Source organism: Blautia sp. HCP3S3_C12, from assembly GCF_052064155.1.
In the GTDB taxonomy this organism is placed as follows: domain Bacteria; phylum Bacillota; class Clostridia; order Lachnospirales; family Lachnospiraceae; genus Blautia_A.
In genome coordinates this window covers 222,492-238,867 of the sequence record NZ_JBQHWC010000001.1, presented here as the reverse complement: position 1 = coordinate 238,867, position 16,376 = coordinate 222,492, and the positions used below count along the sequence as shown (strand labels likewise).

16 protein-coding genes and 3 pseudogenes are annotated in these 16,376 nt (G+C 40.6%); 2 read left to right on the top strand and 17 right to left on the bottom strand.

The window, feature by feature from the left end; all coding sequences use genetic code 11:
• Positions 1–35: 35 nt before the first annotated feature.
• From ACTNDS_RS01155 to ACTNDS_RS01115, 9 genes and pseudogenes are all read right to left on the bottom strand, one after another.
• The gene (locus tag ACTNDS_RS01155; protein ID WP_441032712.1) at positions 36–575 is read right to left on the bottom strand and encodes a restriction endonuclease subunit S; all 540 of its coding nucleotides are present in this window, start codon (positions 573–575) and stop codon (positions 36–38) included.
• 244 nt (positions 576–819) lie between these two features.
• Positions 820–1,875, bottom strand: a complete 1,056-nt coding sequence (locus ACTNDS_RS01150; protein WP_441032710.1) for a hypothetical protein — start codon at positions 1,873–1,875, stop codon at positions 820–822.
• Between the two features lie 312 nt (positions 1,876–2,187).
• Complete coding sequence (locus ACTNDS_RS01145) at positions 2,188–2,724, bottom strand: GNAT family N-acetyltransferase (protein WP_441032708.1); 537 nt, start codon at positions 2,722–2,724, stop codon at positions 2,188–2,190.
• 371 nt (positions 2,725–3,095) lie between these two features.
• Positions 3,096–4,199 (bottom strand): RNA-guided endonuclease TnpB family protein, encoded by a 1,104-nt coding sequence (locus ACTNDS_RS01140; RefSeq protein WP_441032705.1) that lies wholly within the window; start codon positions 4,197–4,199, stop codon positions 3,096–3,098.
• Between the two features lie 54 nt (positions 4,200–4,253).
• Positions 4,254–4,514, bottom strand: a pseudogene (gene tnpA / locus ACTNDS_RS01135) (IS200/IS605 family transposase); the annotation flags it as partial.
• Between the two features lie 98 nt (positions 4,515–4,612).
• The gene (locus ACTNDS_RS01130) at positions 4,613–5,998 is read right to left on the bottom strand and encodes an MATE family efflux transporter (protein ID WP_118566248.1); all 1,386 of its coding nucleotides are present in this window, start codon (positions 5,996–5,998) and stop codon (positions 4,613–4,615) included.
• A gap of 69 nt (positions 5,999–6,067) precedes the next feature.
• Positions 6,068–6,175 (bottom strand): annotated as a pseudogene (locus tag ACTNDS_RS01125) (PDDEXK nuclease domain-containing protein); the annotation flags it as partial.
• Positions 6,176–6,283: 108 nt separating this feature from the next.
• A complete protein-coding gene (locus ACTNDS_RS01120) occupies positions 6,284–6,820 on the bottom strand; it encodes a GNAT family N-acetyltransferase (RefSeq protein ID WP_441032702.1) in 537 nt (178 codons plus the stop codon).
• A gap of 453 nt (positions 6,821–7,273) precedes the next feature.
• Positions 7,274–7,390, bottom strand: a pseudogene (locus ACTNDS_RS01115) (DUF4825 domain-containing protein); the annotation flags it as partial.
• Positions 7,391–7,603: 213 nt separating this feature from the next.
• Between ACTNDS_RS01115 and ACTNDS_RS01110 the strand changes: the two are divergent.
• Positions 7,604–8,029 carry a Fur family transcriptional regulator gene (locus ACTNDS_RS01110; protein WP_441032699.1) on the top strand — a complete coding sequence of 142 codons (426 nt, stop codon included), beginning with the start codon at positions 7,604–7,606 and terminating at the stop codon, positions 8,027–8,029.
• Here the strand turns inward: ACTNDS_RS01110 and ACTNDS_RS01105 are convergent.
• The 3 genes from ACTNDS_RS01105 to ACTNDS_RS01095 form a co-directional block, all read right to left on the bottom strand.
• A complete protein-coding gene (locus tag ACTNDS_RS01105) occupies positions 8,020–8,793 on the bottom strand; it encodes a YibE/F family protein (RefSeq protein ID WP_022381228.1) in 774 nt (257 codons plus the stop codon). The genes ACTNDS_RS01110 and ACTNDS_RS01105 overlap by 10 nt on opposite strands.
• Complete coding sequence (locus tag ACTNDS_RS01100; RefSeq protein ID WP_441032697.1) at positions 8,790–9,890, bottom strand: YibE/F family protein; 1,101 nt, start codon at positions 9,888–9,890, stop codon at positions 8,790–8,792. The genes ACTNDS_RS01105 and ACTNDS_RS01100 overlap by 4 nt, the downstream gene beginning before the upstream one ends.
• A 94-nt stretch (positions 9,891–9,984) precedes the next feature.
• Positions 9,985–10,971 carry a tRNA dihydrouridine synthase gene (locus ACTNDS_RS01095; protein ID WP_441032694.1) on the bottom strand — a complete coding sequence of 329 codons (987 nt, stop codon included), beginning with the start codon at positions 10,969–10,971 and terminating at the stop codon, positions 9,985–9,987.
• 178 nt (positions 10,972–11,149) lie between these two features.
• On the opposite strand from ACTNDS_RS01095, the gene sigK reads away from it, so the two are divergent.
• A complete protein-coding gene (gene sigK / locus ACTNDS_RS01090) occupies positions 11,150–11,779 on the top strand; it encodes an RNA polymerase sporulation sigma factor SigK (RefSeq protein ID WP_019162413.1) in 630 nt (209 codons plus the stop codon).
• 37 nt (positions 11,780–11,816) lie between these two features.
• On the opposite strand, the gene ACTNDS_RS01085 is transcribed toward sigK, so the two are convergent.
• Genes ACTNDS_RS01085 through ACTNDS_RS01065 form a run of 5 tightly spaced genes read right to left on the bottom strand, consistent with a single transcriptional unit; the run spans position 11,817 to position 16,168 of the window.
• Positions 11,817–13,040 carry a peptidase U32 family protein gene (locus tag ACTNDS_RS01085; protein ID WP_441032691.1) on the bottom strand — a complete coding sequence of 408 codons (1,224 nt, stop codon included), beginning with the start codon at positions 13,038–13,040 and terminating at the stop codon, positions 11,817–11,819.
• Between the two features lie 5 nt (positions 13,041–13,045).
• The gene (locus ACTNDS_RS01080; protein WP_173743478.1) at positions 13,046–13,690 is read right to left on the bottom strand and encodes an O-methyltransferase; all 645 of its coding nucleotides are present in this window, start codon (positions 13,688–13,690) and stop codon (positions 13,046–13,048) included.
• Positions 13,687–14,100 (bottom strand): endolytic transglycosylase MltG, encoded by a 414-nt coding sequence (locus tag ACTNDS_RS01075; RefSeq protein WP_173743479.1) that lies wholly within the window; start codon positions 14,098–14,100, stop codon positions 13,687–13,689. The genes ACTNDS_RS01080 and ACTNDS_RS01075 overlap by 4 nt, the downstream gene beginning before the upstream one ends.
• 21 nt (positions 14,101–14,121) lie before the next feature.
• A complete protein-coding gene (locus ACTNDS_RS01070) occupies positions 14,122–14,469 on the bottom strand; it encodes a YlbF family regulator (RefSeq protein ID WP_441032687.1) in 348 nt (115 codons plus the stop codon).
• A gap of 4 nt (positions 14,470–14,473) precedes the next feature.
• Positions 14,474–16,168 carry a ribonuclease J gene (locus ACTNDS_RS01065; protein ID WP_441033136.1) on the bottom strand — a complete coding sequence of 565 codons (1,695 nt, stop codon included), beginning with the start codon at positions 16,166–16,168 and terminating at the stop codon, positions 14,474–14,476.
• Positions 16,169–16,376 lie beyond the last annotated feature (208 nt).

Genomic DNA, 16,376 nt, shown 5'->3' with positions numbered 1-16,376 from the left:
TTTTGATTCAGTTCTGTAAACTGGAATTTAGCTGCTTAGAGATTCAGCTCTGAAACATCCATTTCGCCAGACATCAGTTTAGGAAGCATGGAATCTCTTATTGATGCAAGTGACTCATTCTGTTGTCTATTGCCAGAAATCATTTTATGTATAGGGCTACAAGTTTCGATAAATGCTGAAATTTTTTCTTCTACTGGATACTTAATAGGTATAGCATTTAGAATTTCTTGCGTCATTAGCGGTTGTCCGGTGCCAATATGTCGGGAAGATAGTGATGCATTTCGCAATAAGTAATAAATAAACAATGGTGAGGAGCCAGTACGATTTTTTGCTTGTATGGCATTATCGCTTGTCCAGCATTTATCAAGGCATAAAAATGTATTACCGCAATATGCGCCAACCCTACCAATGATGACACAATTATCAGCATTAGATTTATCAGTATATGCTAATATGCCATTTCCACCATATACGGGGATGTTTCCAATTGTTTTTGGGCGTTTTTTGCCATTTGCAAATACGATTAAATCTTGGAGAGTAGCATCCGTATTTAATGAAAAAATGTCAGGAAACATATCATCAAATATAGCCTGAGCTTGCTGCTCTAAATTTTTGTTTTCCTATAACATCTTACTCCAACATACACTATTGCTATCAGCCCAAATCTCCGTGGCGGAGTAGATGGGCGATGCTTGCTAAAGCAATACTAGTAGGTTTTGCTCCCCTTCTGAATGTAAAAGTAGCCCTGAGCAACTGAGCTCAGGGCATGTAGTTTAATTATTCTGTTTGGTTTTTGTAATTGTTATCAGTGTACACCTATCAAATCTTTGCCTTCTTAGCCTTTGAGTCGTAGCTGTAAGCCTTATACTTAGTATCATTATAAGTCTTTACCTTAACTGAAACAGTTTTACCCTTTAAGCTCATAGGCATATCCCAATTGAAATTCGCTGTGTAGGTATTCTTTGTGCCCTTAAGTGTCTTGTATGAAGAAATGCCGTTTACACTTGTAGTAAGATCTATACCCTTTGCACCCTTAGCCATCTTGCTTAAGGTTACAGTCATCTTGAATGTGGTCTTATATCTATATTTCCCTTCATTATAGCTAAAATATCTCTTAACCTTAACATTAGAAATCTTTACCGACTTGATTACAGGCTTAGTTGAAGGACCCATAGTCACTGTAGCTAACTTATAAACCTTGGAATTAACCTGATAGTTGTTAACTCGGTCTATCTGTCCTGCATACAAGTTATATTTCTTACCTGGCTTCATTGTCGATGGAGCCTTTGTTGCCATCCACTCTCCCCATCCATTCTTGAGCATTGCATCAAAGTTATGTCCTTTAACAAACACATTTGTATACTCACCATGCTGGTCACGAGTCAGACGGTCAGCATTAAACAGAATCTTGTCAGGATATGTTGTAATCATCATCTTAGTAGCTTTTTGGAAGTTTGCATAGAAGAAATCTATCGTATAATTCTTCCAACCATCGCCATTACATGTAAGACTATACATTCCTTGCTTAAGATTACTACCTTTAATATTTAATACACCATATGCAACGGTTCCATTCTTGTCCCACTCCTGGTTAGGAAGTCGTTTACTATAAGTTAGACCAAAGAAAGGGTAATTGCCGAATTCATCGCCTTCCCTAAGCTGAATTTTGCACTGAATGTAGTCTGTAGCGACAGGTTCATTAATAAGATCTCTAGTAAAGGACACAACAGTACCATCTTCAAGAGTCTTAGAATACTTATAATCTGCATCATTTTTGTTAATTGTTGCTGCGCTTGCAACCACTGCAGTTGCAGCGATCATAGCAATTGTCACTGCCAGAATTAACAGCGGTCTCGATACTCTACGCTTTTTCATCTTCTTGCCCTCCTATTTGAAAGAACATTAACATTAACATTAACATTAACTTCTGAGTTCGAAATATGAAAAGTTTTGATGTATTAAGGTGCTGTACGTTCACCTCCTCGTCACCTAATTTACTTTAACGCTCTATATTGTTATAATCATTATACACTAGTTTACCCCTCCTCGCAAGACTTTTCGTATAAACTTTCACACCCTGCAGTTTGTATTCAGACTTATGGAGTTACGCAAATGTGCGATTATATGGAAATAGACAGCCGAAGCTGCCTATTTATGTTCGTATATAGGGTTTCTGTAAACTGGAAGTTACCTAATAATCTTTTCAAACCGAAACATTCCGTTCGGAAACTGCTCGTCCTGCTTTTCAGCATTCATTTCCGGATTATTGGGGGCTTGGTGATATTTGTTAAAGAACTCTACGATGTGAAAACCACATCTGTTCACATAAAAATGGATGTTCCGCTGCTCGAAATAGGGCGTTACGGTTTCCCAGACTTTCACTTCTGGATATAACTTCTCAACTTCGCACCATGCAGCATACCCGATGCCTTTGCTATGAACTGATGGCGCAATGAAAAGAAGATCTAGGTCGCCTTTTTCACCCTCGACTTTAATCACAACACCGCCTACTTTTTTGCCATCGAGTACGATGCGGTAAGCTTCACCATCGTCAATGGACTGCTCAATCGTTTCTCGTGATATAATCTGTCCATCTTCCTCAAAATGATTATCTCTAAGGCCAAATTCTTCCAGGGCACCGTAATTGAAGGCTTCCTGATTGTCTAAAACAAATTGCTCTCTATCACTGTGTTCAAGGGGGCGCAACTGCACAATAGTAGTCATGTCTTTACTCCTAAAAATTCCGATTGTTCTAATTATTTTTAGTTCCACCTTCTTGCCCCTCGGACAAGAAGTATCCCTCACTTTCAGCTCGGTCAATTCCGATTGAGATTTCACCCGTTTTGTAAGCTGATTTTCTTTCCAGTCAATTGTGGAATCCACCTGGCATATAAATCACAGAGTGGCTGTGACTATTTTCCAACCCATATTTTCGTGACATGCTCCCACCACTTAAATCCCAGATTTTGAAGTGGGGGCTTCTTGCTCAATGACTCTACTGAGCCAAGTATCTACAAGCTATCCTCGCGTGCCCCGCGATTCTTTTTGCCCGGACACGGGCGTATTTTCTTACTTATTGTCCGGATATGGACAGTTTATACTGCCAGCATCCTTCTTGCCTCTTCACGGATATTGATCGCTGCATTTCGATCTCTGTCCATCTCATTTCCACACGTGCAGCGGTATACTCTTTCGGATAATCCCAGCTCTTTTTTTATCTTTCCGCATTTACTGCATTTTTTGCTTGAAGGGAAAAAGCGGTCTATCTTTACTAATTTCTTTCCCTTCCAGGCAAGCTTATAATCCAGCATATTCCGGAACATCCCGTATCCATTATCCTGTACACTTTTCCCAAAGTGCAGGCACTGGCCCATTGCTTTCATATCAATATCTTCTACCGCGACTATATCGTACTGGTCTGTGATCCTGCGGCTCAGTTTATGCAGATAATCCTTTCTCTGGTTTCGTATTTTTTCATGGCAACTGGCAACTTTCTTTTTCTGCCGCACATAATTGCGGCTTTCTTTTACACATCTCGACAGTTTACGCTGCTCCCTTGCCAGCCTTTTTTCATTTCTTCTGAAGAATCCTGCTTTTTCAAGTTCAATCTCTTCTGAAAACACTGCCATCCCCTGCATCGCATAATCAATCCCCAGTATTTTGGCATTGCTGTAATCTTCATCTGCTGCTTGGTTTTCGCAGCTGTATCCTTCATACAGCAGACTTGCAAAATACTTTCCGGACGGCTCCATACTGACTGTCACTGATTTCAGACAGCAGTTTTCTGCAGGCTCCCTGTGTTTTTTCATGGAGATCCATTTTAATTTGGGAAGCCGGATCCGCTTATTTTCTACCAGAATATTTCCGTTGACTACATTTGTTGTGTAGCTGTTTTTGGAGTGATGTTTTGACTTGAAACGTGGAAATCCAACCTTGGGATCACGGAAAAAATTCTTATATGCTTTCTCCAAATGAAGCTGAACATTTGCCAGTGCCAGCGAATCTACTTCTTTCAGAAATGAATACTCCTTTTTATACATGGCTGGTGTATTTTTTAACAGTTTTTTCGTCTTTTTATACTCCCGGATCTTGTCATTAAGCATCTGGTTATACAGAAAACGGCAGCAGCCAAATGTTTTTCCCAGAAGTATCTTCTGTTCTTCTGTTGGATAGATCCGGAAACGATATGCTATGTTCAATGCTTTTTCTCTCCCTGGGTTTCGATATATTGACGGATTACTTCAACTGGTGCGCCTGCTGCTGGCACTTTTATATGCATTGATAAATTTACTGAGTTCCGTTTTAGGCTGTGCACGAAACATTACATGCACATGGTCAATATCATGATTCCATTCCTCCAAAACAATTCCATATCGGGGTGCAATATATTCCCATATTTCTTTTGCTCTTTCTGAAATTGGGTCATTGATAACTTTTCTTCGATATTTTACCACCATGATCAGATGATAATACATCAAATATACTGAATGTGCATTGTGATCTATTTTTTCCATAAAAACAGTCCTTTTTTGATCTTTTACCTTATCGACTGATTCTATTATACCATGAATCGCGTTGCAGAACAAGTGTTCTTTTCTGTTTTTTTTGCAATTCATCTCCCACCTATAGAGGAAGGAGAATTCTTGCTATATATTATGTTAAAACTTACAACAAAAAACAGAGTTTCTGCAAGTCCTGTAATTCCCCATGAGAAGATATACAAAAGATACAGTGATGAAATCGTCTGGAAATGTGCAAATACTGTATAAATCCAGACAATACGAAATACGCAGGAGCCCAGGATAACGATAATGGTAGGCGGAATACTTTTTCCGATGCCTCGGGATGCGGCGATACTGCCATCCATAAAACAGCTAAACGCATAGCTGAATGCCATAATACGAATCCTCTGCATACCAGCATCAATAACTGTTGGTTCCGTAGCGAACAGAGAAAGAAACTGTGGGCCAAACACAAGGAGTAGTCCACCCAGGATTGCACCGAAAATGAAGGCATATGTAAGGCTGACTCTATAAGATTTCAGCATTCGTTTTTTATTACCGGCACCCCAGTTCTGACCGATAAAGCTTGCACATGCAGTATAAAAAGAAAACATGACATTATAGATCAGGGAGTCAGCATTTGCGGCAGCTGCATTTCCGGAAACCATCACTGCATCAAAAGAGTTGACACCAGTCTGCACAAACAGGTTTGCAATAGCAAAGATTCCGTTCTGAAGACCTGTAGGGATACCAAGCATGAGAACTGCTTTGCAGGCCTTGGGGTGCAGGCAGATCTTACGCAGAGATACTTTGCAGTCATCGGTTCTTCTGAGGAGATGGATCATCACCAGAGAAGCAGAGATATACAGAGAAATTGCGCTGGCTGTTGCAACGCCTGCGGCTGCCATATGACAGACAATAACAAAAAACAGATTCAGAAGAACATTGACCACACCTGCAATGGAAAGGTAGATCAATGGTCGTTTCGTATCGCCTATGGCACTTAATACGCCGTTTCCGAAATTGTATACGGCCATTGCAGGCATTCCCAGGGAATAGATCTTCATATATAAAATAGCCTGATCAATAAGTTCCGGCTTCGTGTTCATCATGGACAGCATCCGCCCGGAAAACAGAAGACAGATGGCGCAGACGAGCAGACCTGTGATTGCGCACAAAAGAAGAGAAGTATGGATTGTTTCTTCTGTGCCTTTTTTATTACCGGCACCCAGTTCGTGAGCTACGCGGACATTGACACCGGCACCCATTCCGATAAGGATTCCGGTAAACAGAGTAACCAGCAAAGTTGTGGAACCGACAGCACCTAGTGCCATATAATCTGCAAACCGTCCAACAACGGCAACATCGCTTAAGTTAAAAAGAACCTCCAGTACCTGTGATCCCATAAGAGGAAGGCTGAAGAGAAGTATATTTTTCCAGAGAGATCCTGTGGTCATCTCAATGGAATGATATTTCTTTTTTTCATTTTCACACATAAAATTACCTCATAAAAATTACTTCATCCAAATTATACAATACTCTGTTGAAAAATGTTTGTCTGGAAGTTATTCATTTAATTCAACTTCAATTTCTTCAATGGTAGGCATACTACCTCTGAACTCTTCTGGTATAAGTTTTGATAATTCATAACCGGAAATACCGAGTGGCTGGCTTCTTATATTCATTATCAGCCTTAATCAACTCACTCATATATAATCCTTTCTAATGTGTCAGTTCGACAATTTCCGATTAGTAAATACTTTTCATTTCATATGTAACTGCTACTCCGCCAGTACATATTCGTAAAATACGAATTCTGTTTCTCCGGTACTTTCATAGTACTCCTGTGCTGTTCCGCAATTAACAAAGCCGTATATTTCATACAATTTCTGTGCTGGCACATTAGTTCCGATCGCGTCCAGCCGCACTGCCTTTTTCTTTTTGTCTGCAGCCAGCTTGATGATTTCATCAAGTGCTGCTGTTGCCGCTCCATCTCCCTGATATTCAGGTAAAACCATCAGCAGATGAACCACCGCTGCATCCTGATCATCCACCTTAACTTTCCAGTGAATCTTTCTATATTCTTTTGACTGAGCATTCGTCACCGCTACTGCACCAATCACATCCATGTCCTTCAAAATCAAGTACATTTCACCTTTTACAATATAAGAATTCCAATCGTCATCATTTGGATATATATTCTTTTTCCACTGCAGGATCTGACTATATTTCGGAGAACTGTCCAAAAGTCTCCAGTACAGTGCCCTGATCTGATCAAGATCTTTTATAGATACTTCTTTTAATCTAAGATTTTTCATTATTGTTTTCTCCTCACCTTCTTGCCTTTCGGAGAAGAAGCATTCCTCGCTGTCGATATAGTCAAGATATTTCTTATCTTGTCTTCATTCCAACGCTCTCGTTCTTTCCAAATGTTTTTCTCAATTGTACCAGAAAAACAAAGAATTCTCAATCTGACCAAAATCGTTTTATCTACCAAAGGTAACATTCTGTTTCCTGACTAATGTCTCAAAGGACAAATCCTGATAAACTCCACAGTTAAGGAATTAGACAAAGCCATTTCTGATGCAGTTAAAAATGGCTAACTCATACAAGAAGAAGGGGATTCCATTCACCAATAAAAAACATCTGCCGTACAACGGTAAAAGAACGTTGTACAGCGAGTTCAAAAGGCGTATGGAGTTAAATTAAAACTTCCATACGCCTTTTGAAACTCCGCTCTGCAAATTGTCTAAAAGTTGACTAAAAATATATTACCGTTCATACGATGCAATAATTTCTTTGCTATCTGCTGTTTTATAATCAATTGTTCCCAAATTACCAATCAAGTCAAATGTCATATCTGCATTAGCCTGCAATTCATCTTCAAGGGTATCCCATAAGCTTATATGAGTCCGGTAATTCTTTCCTGCGATCCTGTATTCTTCCAGATGTTCTACAAAATCATACATAGGATAAAAGCTGGCCATAACTATCTCAAAGCCGAATTGACGCAGAAGAAATAAAAGGCTACAATAATAAATAAAAACAGAAGCGCATAATTGATTGCTACATACCAACTGAATAATGGAGGATATAAAGAAATGGCTGAACGAAAACCCTATACTACAAAAACAAGGCAGGTTATTCTAGAATATATGAAAGAACAAAGCGAAGTTACTGTCAGTGTTGCTGATATTGAAAAGTATTTAAAAGAAACGGGAATTAAAGTAAACACAACAACTGTCTACCGCTATCTGGATAAGCTTTGCGCGGAACACGTTGTAATTAAATACCCGGATCTGAATTCTGACAAAGCAGTGTTTCAGTTCGCAGGAAAAGAAAAAAAATGTACAGACCACCTGCATCTGAAATGTATCAGATGCGGCAAGGTTGTACATCTTGACTGTGACTTTATGGATGAATTAAAAGAGCATCTGTTCCGGGATCATGGATTCCGTCTGCAGTGCAGCGGAGATATGCTTCATGGAATCTGCAAAGACTGTGAAAACAAATCCGATCAGCTGTGATCTGTTTCAGATGCAGCATGATGGATCTGGCGGATCACACATCTGATTGATACCGGTACTGTAAAAAGGCAGGCAATCGCCCCAGACAGCATGATTGCAACATCCTGAAAAAGAAATTTGGAATTCAGAATAATTTCCAGGTTATATTGCTGTGTCTGAACATAGGCAAATAACAGAATAGAGCCTCCAAGATAAGCAAAAAGCAGCGTATTTACAGTTGTTCCTATAATTTCTTTTCCAACCTGATAGCCGGAAGAAGTAAGTTCTTTCGCTGTCAGGCTGTTTTTATGTGTCCAGACTTCATATACAGAAGAAGTTACAGATAAAGCAGTATCAATAACCGCTCCAAGAGTACTGAAAACAGTTACAAAAACTGCCACATGAAGCATATTAATATGGATATCCGTACTGTAATAATACATAAAATCATCTTCTGAAAGCTGAAGCTCATTCAGTCCATAGCTTCCTGATCTCCATATAATAAGATAAATCGGAATAAATAAAAGCAGCATCACAAGCAAGGTAGCCAGAAAAGCCGCCCGTGTCTTTGGATTGTTTCCATTCTGGTAGAACAGGGAATTATAGCAGACTCCTGCCCCTGCTGCCAATATCAGAAGCAGAGCCGGGAAACCAATGGACATCAGAAGAATCGAAATAAACAGAATTACAATATTACCGGCCAATGTCATAAGAGAAACTGCTCCGCGCTCCCCACCAATCAGAATCATTAAAATAATCAACACCAGTGCAAGAAAAATTATCATTTTTTGTCGCTCCTTTTCAGAAATGGTAGTTTCATGATAATAGAAGAAATAAAAACAGATACAGGGATTGCCAGTACAATTCCTATACTTTCAATCAGAAAACGACAGATATCATATGGAATATGATATCGTATGATCGTTATAAACCTGATCTCATTATTCATTTTCAGGATAAACATAGGAATCATGCCGCTTGCCAGAACAAAAAGCAACACATTTATCATGGTTCCCATAATATCATATCCGATTTCCCGTCCTGAATGTATTAATTTTCTCAGAGAAACATCTGGATTTTTCCGGACAATTTCCCCTGTTGCAGCACTAATAGTTACATCTACATCCATGATAGCTCCAAGTCCTGTCAGCATAATATCTGTCCAGAATATATCAGCAGAATTACTCATACTCCCCAGATATTCCAGATTAGAATAATCCAGATCTCCAAAAAACTGAATAGAAAATTCAAATAATGCCATGATCAGAAACAGTACGCATATGGTTGAAATAACAGAAGCCCATGTTTTTCTGTGGATTCCATTCAGACAGATCAGAGTTGTTATCGAAAATAGAAAAGCAATTACATTGCAGATATTTAAGATATTTTCCCCTTTCATAAAAGCCTGAAATCCAAACGCGAATATAATTGTGTTCAATATCAGCGATATGATCGTATAGAATCCCTGCTTTCCTGTAATACAGATCAGAAGAAAAAACAGACCACCTGCCAGCAATACCAGATAACCATCACGCTTTATGGAACGTATGGATTTCCCTGGATTTTCCCTTGAACCACTTAAAAAGACCGTGTCTCCTTTGTGATATTTCTGATTCTGAACCTGAGACGATGTATATTCATTAGAAATAGAAATCTCTTCCCCTTTATGGGTACCGTTTAATATACGCGCTGTAATTTTCTGAGTATAATAATACTCTTCTGCATCCCTGGTTCCTTTTCTGCTCATTGTTTCCTTTTCTGTTACTGAAGATATCTTCGCCAGAGGCGTATGATAAAACCTGGCGTTAAAGCAGGTAAATATAACACAGATAATATAGATGCCTGCTAAGAAATATTTCATCTGAAATGCATGAGATTTCATAGGATTCTTTTTTCTCCTTCTTAATAAAAAATATTGCAACCTTAAAGATACTAATCAGTTACTTTTTATCGAAATACTGTGAGTTCTATATCTTTCAGCTGTTATAATGATCCAGTATTTTTTCCATATCCCCATCTTCCACTTCTCCAATTAACTGTTCACAGCCAAATAATTCTCTGACTGCATTTTCATATACCACACATTTCTCAGCCTTCTTAATCTTTTTGGCATATTTTTTATTGTTTGTAAACATAGGTGCCAGATAAGACCATAATTCTTTCATACGGAACAGGATATTTCTGTCTCCGGACAGGTCTTCACAGTATTCATTGTACATCATATCATGAAATCTGCGGATTTCTTCCTTTGACGCAGGTGCACCGCCACGGATTTCTCTGGCAAGTGCAGGATTCTTCAGTATTCCTCTGCCTATCATAATGCAGTTCAGGGTCGGAAACATTTCCTGTAATCTGGTACAGTCTTCTGCTGTGACAATATCTCCGTTATAGCAAACCGGGCTCTTGGCCCGCTCCACTGCCTCCCCAAATGTTTCCAGACGGGGCTTATTTTTGTAATAGTCTTTCTGCACTCTTGCGTGAACAATTAACTCCTCCAGTGGATATTTATTATAAATGGTCAGCAGATCTTCAAATTCTTCCGGATCATCCATACCCAATCGGGTCTTGATGGAAATCTTCATATCACATTTACGGAAAATCTCATCCAGGAATTTATCCAGCTCATCCGGTCTGTCCAGAAATCCTGCTCCTCTTCCCTTTGTCACAACAGTCTTTGACGGACAGCCGAGGTTCAGATTTACTTCATTATAACCATATTCCTGCAGAGTTTCCGCTGTCTGGATAAAATCCTCTGCATTCTTTGTGAGAATCTGGGGAACTGCATACATCCCCTCATTATTCTCAGGCATAATGTCTTTCTTTTCTCTGGTGCTGAGATGTCCTTTCTGATTTGGAAGGATAAAGGGAATAAAATACTTGTCAAAACCTCCAAAGCACTGGTAAAGTGCCCTTCTGTATGTATATCCTGTGATTCCCTCAAGGGGGGCTGAATATATTTTCATGTGCTTCTCCTGTTGTATTTATTGTATTCTTCATTCATTATACTGTAGTTATTCTGTTTTCTCAATGCAGATTTGAAACAGCCGCTGCAAATTGTAAAAAGGCTCAAAATTTCTTGGAAAAGCACCAACACCCTGTCCCGGACATAAACTATATAGAAATCCCCTTCGAGGTAGCGATTTGAAGGCCTTTCAAAAACCTTTGTCCATATCCCAGGAAAAATATTATCTTCAAAAATATCAGGAGGGCGATTCCCAGGCAAAGAATATCCTGATTGAGCATAATCTCCGGCTGGTGGCCCATGTGGTCAAAAAGTATCAGGGAACCGGTGAGGATACTGATGATCTGATTTCTATTGGCACCATCGGACTGATCAAGGCTGTCACAACCTTTAATCCCCAGAAAGCCTCCCGGCTTTCTACCTATGCTGCCAGATGTATAGAAAATGAACTGCTGATGTATTTTCGGGCTAAGAAGAAGCATTCGAAAGAAGTATCTCTGTACGACCCCATCGGAACGGATAAAGAAGGAAATGAGATCAATCTTTTAGATGTAATAGAAAGCGTACCTGTGGATATTGTAGAAGAATGTTACATCCGGGAAAATACCACATATCTGCTGCAATCTCTGAAAAAAATCCTGTCAGAAAAGGAATATCAGGTGATCTGCTACAGATATGGGCTCTTTGGCATGGAGGAAGAAACTCAGCGGGAAATCGCACAAAAGCTGTGCATCAGCCGCTCCTATGTTTCCAGAATTGAGAAAACCGCTTTACAAAAACTCCGTGGACTTTTTCCCCAGACAGAATAAACGCAGCCAACGTTTCATTTGTTGGCTGCGTTTACTTTTACTCTGCTCTTCTCAATAAATCATAAACCTGGATTTCAGTTCCTAAATCAATAAACAGCTTCTGCTGTGCATGAGGTGCACTTTCCATGGAATTGCCATCTTCATCATAAATCCCCCTGACAGTAACAGAGAGATTCTGTCCATCCGGTTTCATGATCTCAATGGTCTCTCCTACAGAAAATTTGTTTCTCTGTGTGATCTGTGCAAAGCCACGCTCATCCACTGCTTCTGCAAATCCCAGATAAGTATATTCTTTCTGATAAGTGTTATTATCATAAATCTGTGTATTCTCATCCGGTTTTCCATAGAAAAATCCGGTTGTAAACTGTCTGTAAGTACAGTTGGAAATCTGCTCCTGATACCATGGCATATTTGCCTGATATTTCTCAGGACTCTCCATATAATCATCAATTGCCTTACGGTAGGTTCTGGCAACAGTTGCAACATAAAGGGCGGTCTTCATACGGCCCTCAATTTTCAGACTGTCAATTCCACTGTTTACAATATCGTCCATATGCTCGATCATGCACAAGTCTTTGGAATTAAAGATATAGGTTCCTCTCTCATTCTCAAATACAGGCATATATTCTCCAGGACGTTTCTCCTCCACAATGGAATATTTCCAGCGACAGGGATGGGTACAGGCTCCCTGATTTGCATCACGTCCTGCCAGATAATTACTGAGCAGACATCTTCCTGAATAGGAAATACACATTGCACCGTGGATAAATGTCTCTATCTCCATATCCTCCGGAATATGCTCCCGGATTTCTCTGATCTCAGCAAGTGAAAGCTCCCTTGCTGTTACCACACGCTTGGCTCCCAGCTGATACCAGAAACGGTATGTTTCATAGTTCGTATTATTTGCCTGTGTACTGATATGGCGTTCAATCTCCGGACAGATTTCCTTTGCATACATATAGATTCCGGGATCCGCAATAATCAGGGCATCAGGCTTCAGTTCCTTAAGCTCTGTCAGGTATTCTCTTACACCTGGCAGATCATAGTTATGAGCCAGGATATTTACAGTCACATATACTTTTACCCCATGCTCATGGGCAAATGTAATTCCCTCTTTCATATCTTCATGGGAAAAGTTCTTGGCTTTTGCTCTCAGTCCAAAGGCTTCCCCTCCGATATATACAGCATCTGCTCCAAAAATAACAGCAATTTTTAATACTTCAAGGCTGCTTGCAGGAACAAGCAATTCGATTTTTCTCATAATGATTACTCCTGTTTCACACTGACTGTAACTCCATCTCCCAGAGGAAGAATGGATGTTACAAAGGATGGATCATGTTTCAGTTCATACAGATACTCCCGCATCCGTTTATATATGGTTCTCTTTCTGCGCTCTACCAGGTAATGAGATTCAATAATATCTCCCTCCTGAAGTACATTGTCAGAAATCAGAACACTGCCCTTGGCCATCAGCCTCCTGATATCCGGAAGCCAGTGAATATATTGCCCTTTGGCAGCATCCATAAAGATCATGTCAAATGGTCCCTCCAGAGTTTTCAGCAGTTCTCCTGCATCTCCTTCCAACAAAGTGATCTGATCTTCTCGTCCGGCCCTGCGGAAATTTTCCCTGGCAATAGGAATCCTTTTGTCATAATTCTCTATTGTTACAATCTGCAGATCCTCTCTCCCATATTCGCACATAAGAAGTGTGGAGAAGCCAATGGCTGTCCCCACCTCCAGAATGCGTCCCGGCTGGTTCATAGCCAGAAACGTCTTTATAAAGCTCTGCATTTCTCTTCGGATCACAGGCACCCTGTCTCTCAGGGCTGTCTGTTCCAGTTCCTCCAGAAATGGGGTATTTCCCCTATCCAGAGAATTGATATAGGTACGCATCCGCTCCTCTACTATCACGAAGTACTTACCCCTTCCTGCTCCTCATCTCCCGCAAGGATTCCCATGATCCGATTGGGAGTATAAGCTGTACTCAGTAAATAGGTACCTGCCTTCAGCTTTCCATGATAAGTGGAAAGTCTCTCCTGCACATAAAATACCGGTGCACTTTTCACCAGTCCCTTTTTCTGGAGTGTCTTTGCTATTCCATAAAGAGAAGCATCCTCTTTAATAACAACTGTTACCTCCTGGCCTTCACCAGGGCTCATAGCCTGCTGATTAAATACGTCATGCCCAAACTGAAAAGCAGATTTACCGATCCAGAAAAGCAGGACAATAACACAGATATAAAGCGCGATTTTGAAAAAGACACTTGCAATTGCAACTCCTGCCGCGCCTACCCGGTCTCTTGTCTCACCAGTATCACCCATAATTCTCTTCCTTTCTGATCCTTAGCTTATATTCGGAGTATCAAAATCTATTCCATCGGTCAGTTCCATATAAATCCTCTGGATCATCCTGCAGAGAGCAAGCTCTGCATCCAGATATGCATTTACCAGCGGAAGCCGGCGAAGCTCTGCAGATTCCTTCCCCATTTGTTCTACCACTTCAAAAAGCTGGTCTGAACTGCACTGGCTCTGTATCCGGTAGTTTTTGGCCCGGAATGAATCCACACGCTTCTTCAGATCCGGGTCCTGACTTAGGATTTCTTTCTGTTTCTCAAATTCTATATATTCAGCACTTTCTTTTATAGAAGCCAGAAGTCTGCTGATACTTTCTTCTAATGTGTTCTCTTCCATTTTATTATGCCTCCATAATGATCGGAAGGATCATAGGGCTTCTCTTTGTACGTTTCCAAAGGAATTCGCTGAGAGCATCCTTGATCACAGTCTTGATCTTGCCCCAGTCTGTAATATTGCGTTCCAGACAGGAATCCAGTGCATTCTCCACTACTTCCCTGGCATTATCCATCAAATCCTCGGATTCTCTCACATAGACAAACCCTCTGGACACAATATCCGGTCCTGCAAGAACTACATTGCTGTGACGCTCCAGAGTCACAACTACGATCATAATTCCGTCCTCTGCCAGATGCTGGCGGTCACGAAGCACGATATTTCCTACATCTCCTACTCCAAGCCCGTCTACCAGAATTGCTCCGGTGTGTACAGTTCCGGTTACCTGTGCACTCTGACTGTCAAGCTCCAGCACATTTCCGGAAGCAAGAACAAATACGTTCTCCTTTGGAATTCCCAGCTCCATAACAATATTTTTCTGAGCTGTCAGATGACGGTACTCTCCATGCACAGGAATTGCATATTTAGGTTTCACCAGAGAATAAATCAGTTTGATCTCTTCCTGGCAGGCATGTCCGGATACATGTACATCCTGGAAAATTACCTTGGCACCCTTCATGGATAATTCATTGATCACCTTGGATACTGCCTTCTCATTACCCGGGATCGGGTTGGAGCTGAAAATGATCGTATCATTGGGCTTGATCACAATCTTTTTATGAATATTAGCTGCCATACGTGACAGGGCTGCCATAGATTCTCCCTGGCTGCCGGTAGTGATCAGCACAACCTGCTCATCCGGATAGTTCTTCACCTGATCGATCTCTATAAGAGTCTGATCCGGAATACGCAGATATCCAAGCTCCGCAGCAGTTGTGATAACATTCACCATACTGCGTCCCTCTACTGCTACCTTCCTGCCAAAACGATATGCAGTATTGATGATCTGCTGCACACGGTCAACATTTGAAGCAAAGGTTGCGATAATAATTCTGTTCGTTTTGTATTCATTGAAAAGATTATCAAACACATGTCCCACAGAACGTTCTGACATGGTGAAGCCACTGCGCTCTGCATTGGTACTGTCACACATCAGTGCCAGAACACCTTTTTTGCCGATTTCTGCCAGACGCTGAAGGTCGATAGCATCTCCGAATACAGGTGTATAGTCTACCTTAAAGTCACCGGTATGGACTACAATTCCTGCCGGAGAATAAATAGCCAGTGCAGATGCATCCTGGATACTGTGGTTGGTCTTAATAAATTCAATTGAGAAGTCTCCCAGATTGATCACCTGTCCATGCTTTACTTCTTTCAGTTTGGTAGTACGGGTCATGTTGTGCTCTTTCAATTTATTAGCGATCAGAGCAATGGTCAGCTTTGTGGAATAAACCGGCACATTCACATCCTTAAGCACATAAGGAAGTGCTCCTATATGGTCCTCATGTCCGTGAGTGATCACAAAACCCTTTACCTTGGAAATATTTTCTTTTAAATAAGTCACATCCGGAATAACCAGGTCAATTCCCAGCATATCATCTTCAGGGAAAGCCAGACCACAGTCCACAACTACAATACTGTCTTCATATTCAAAGGCAGTGATATTCATTCCGATCTGCTCCAGACCTCCCAGCGGAATGATTTTCAATTTGGATGCCGGTTTTCTGGATTTATGCAGATTATTCTTTACAGAAGCCTTGATTGGAGCTTTAAACGTAACCGGTTTTCCTGTTTTTTCCTTCTCCGGCTGCTGTTTTCTCTCCCCGTTCAAGCCTGACTTTCTGTTATAATTATTTCTGTGCTGGGATTTATATTTATAATTTTTCTGTCTGTTATACGGTCTCTTCGCTCCATGTCCAGACTGTCCTTCATGGGCGCCACGTTCTTCATTATTAAATTCGTAATTATTT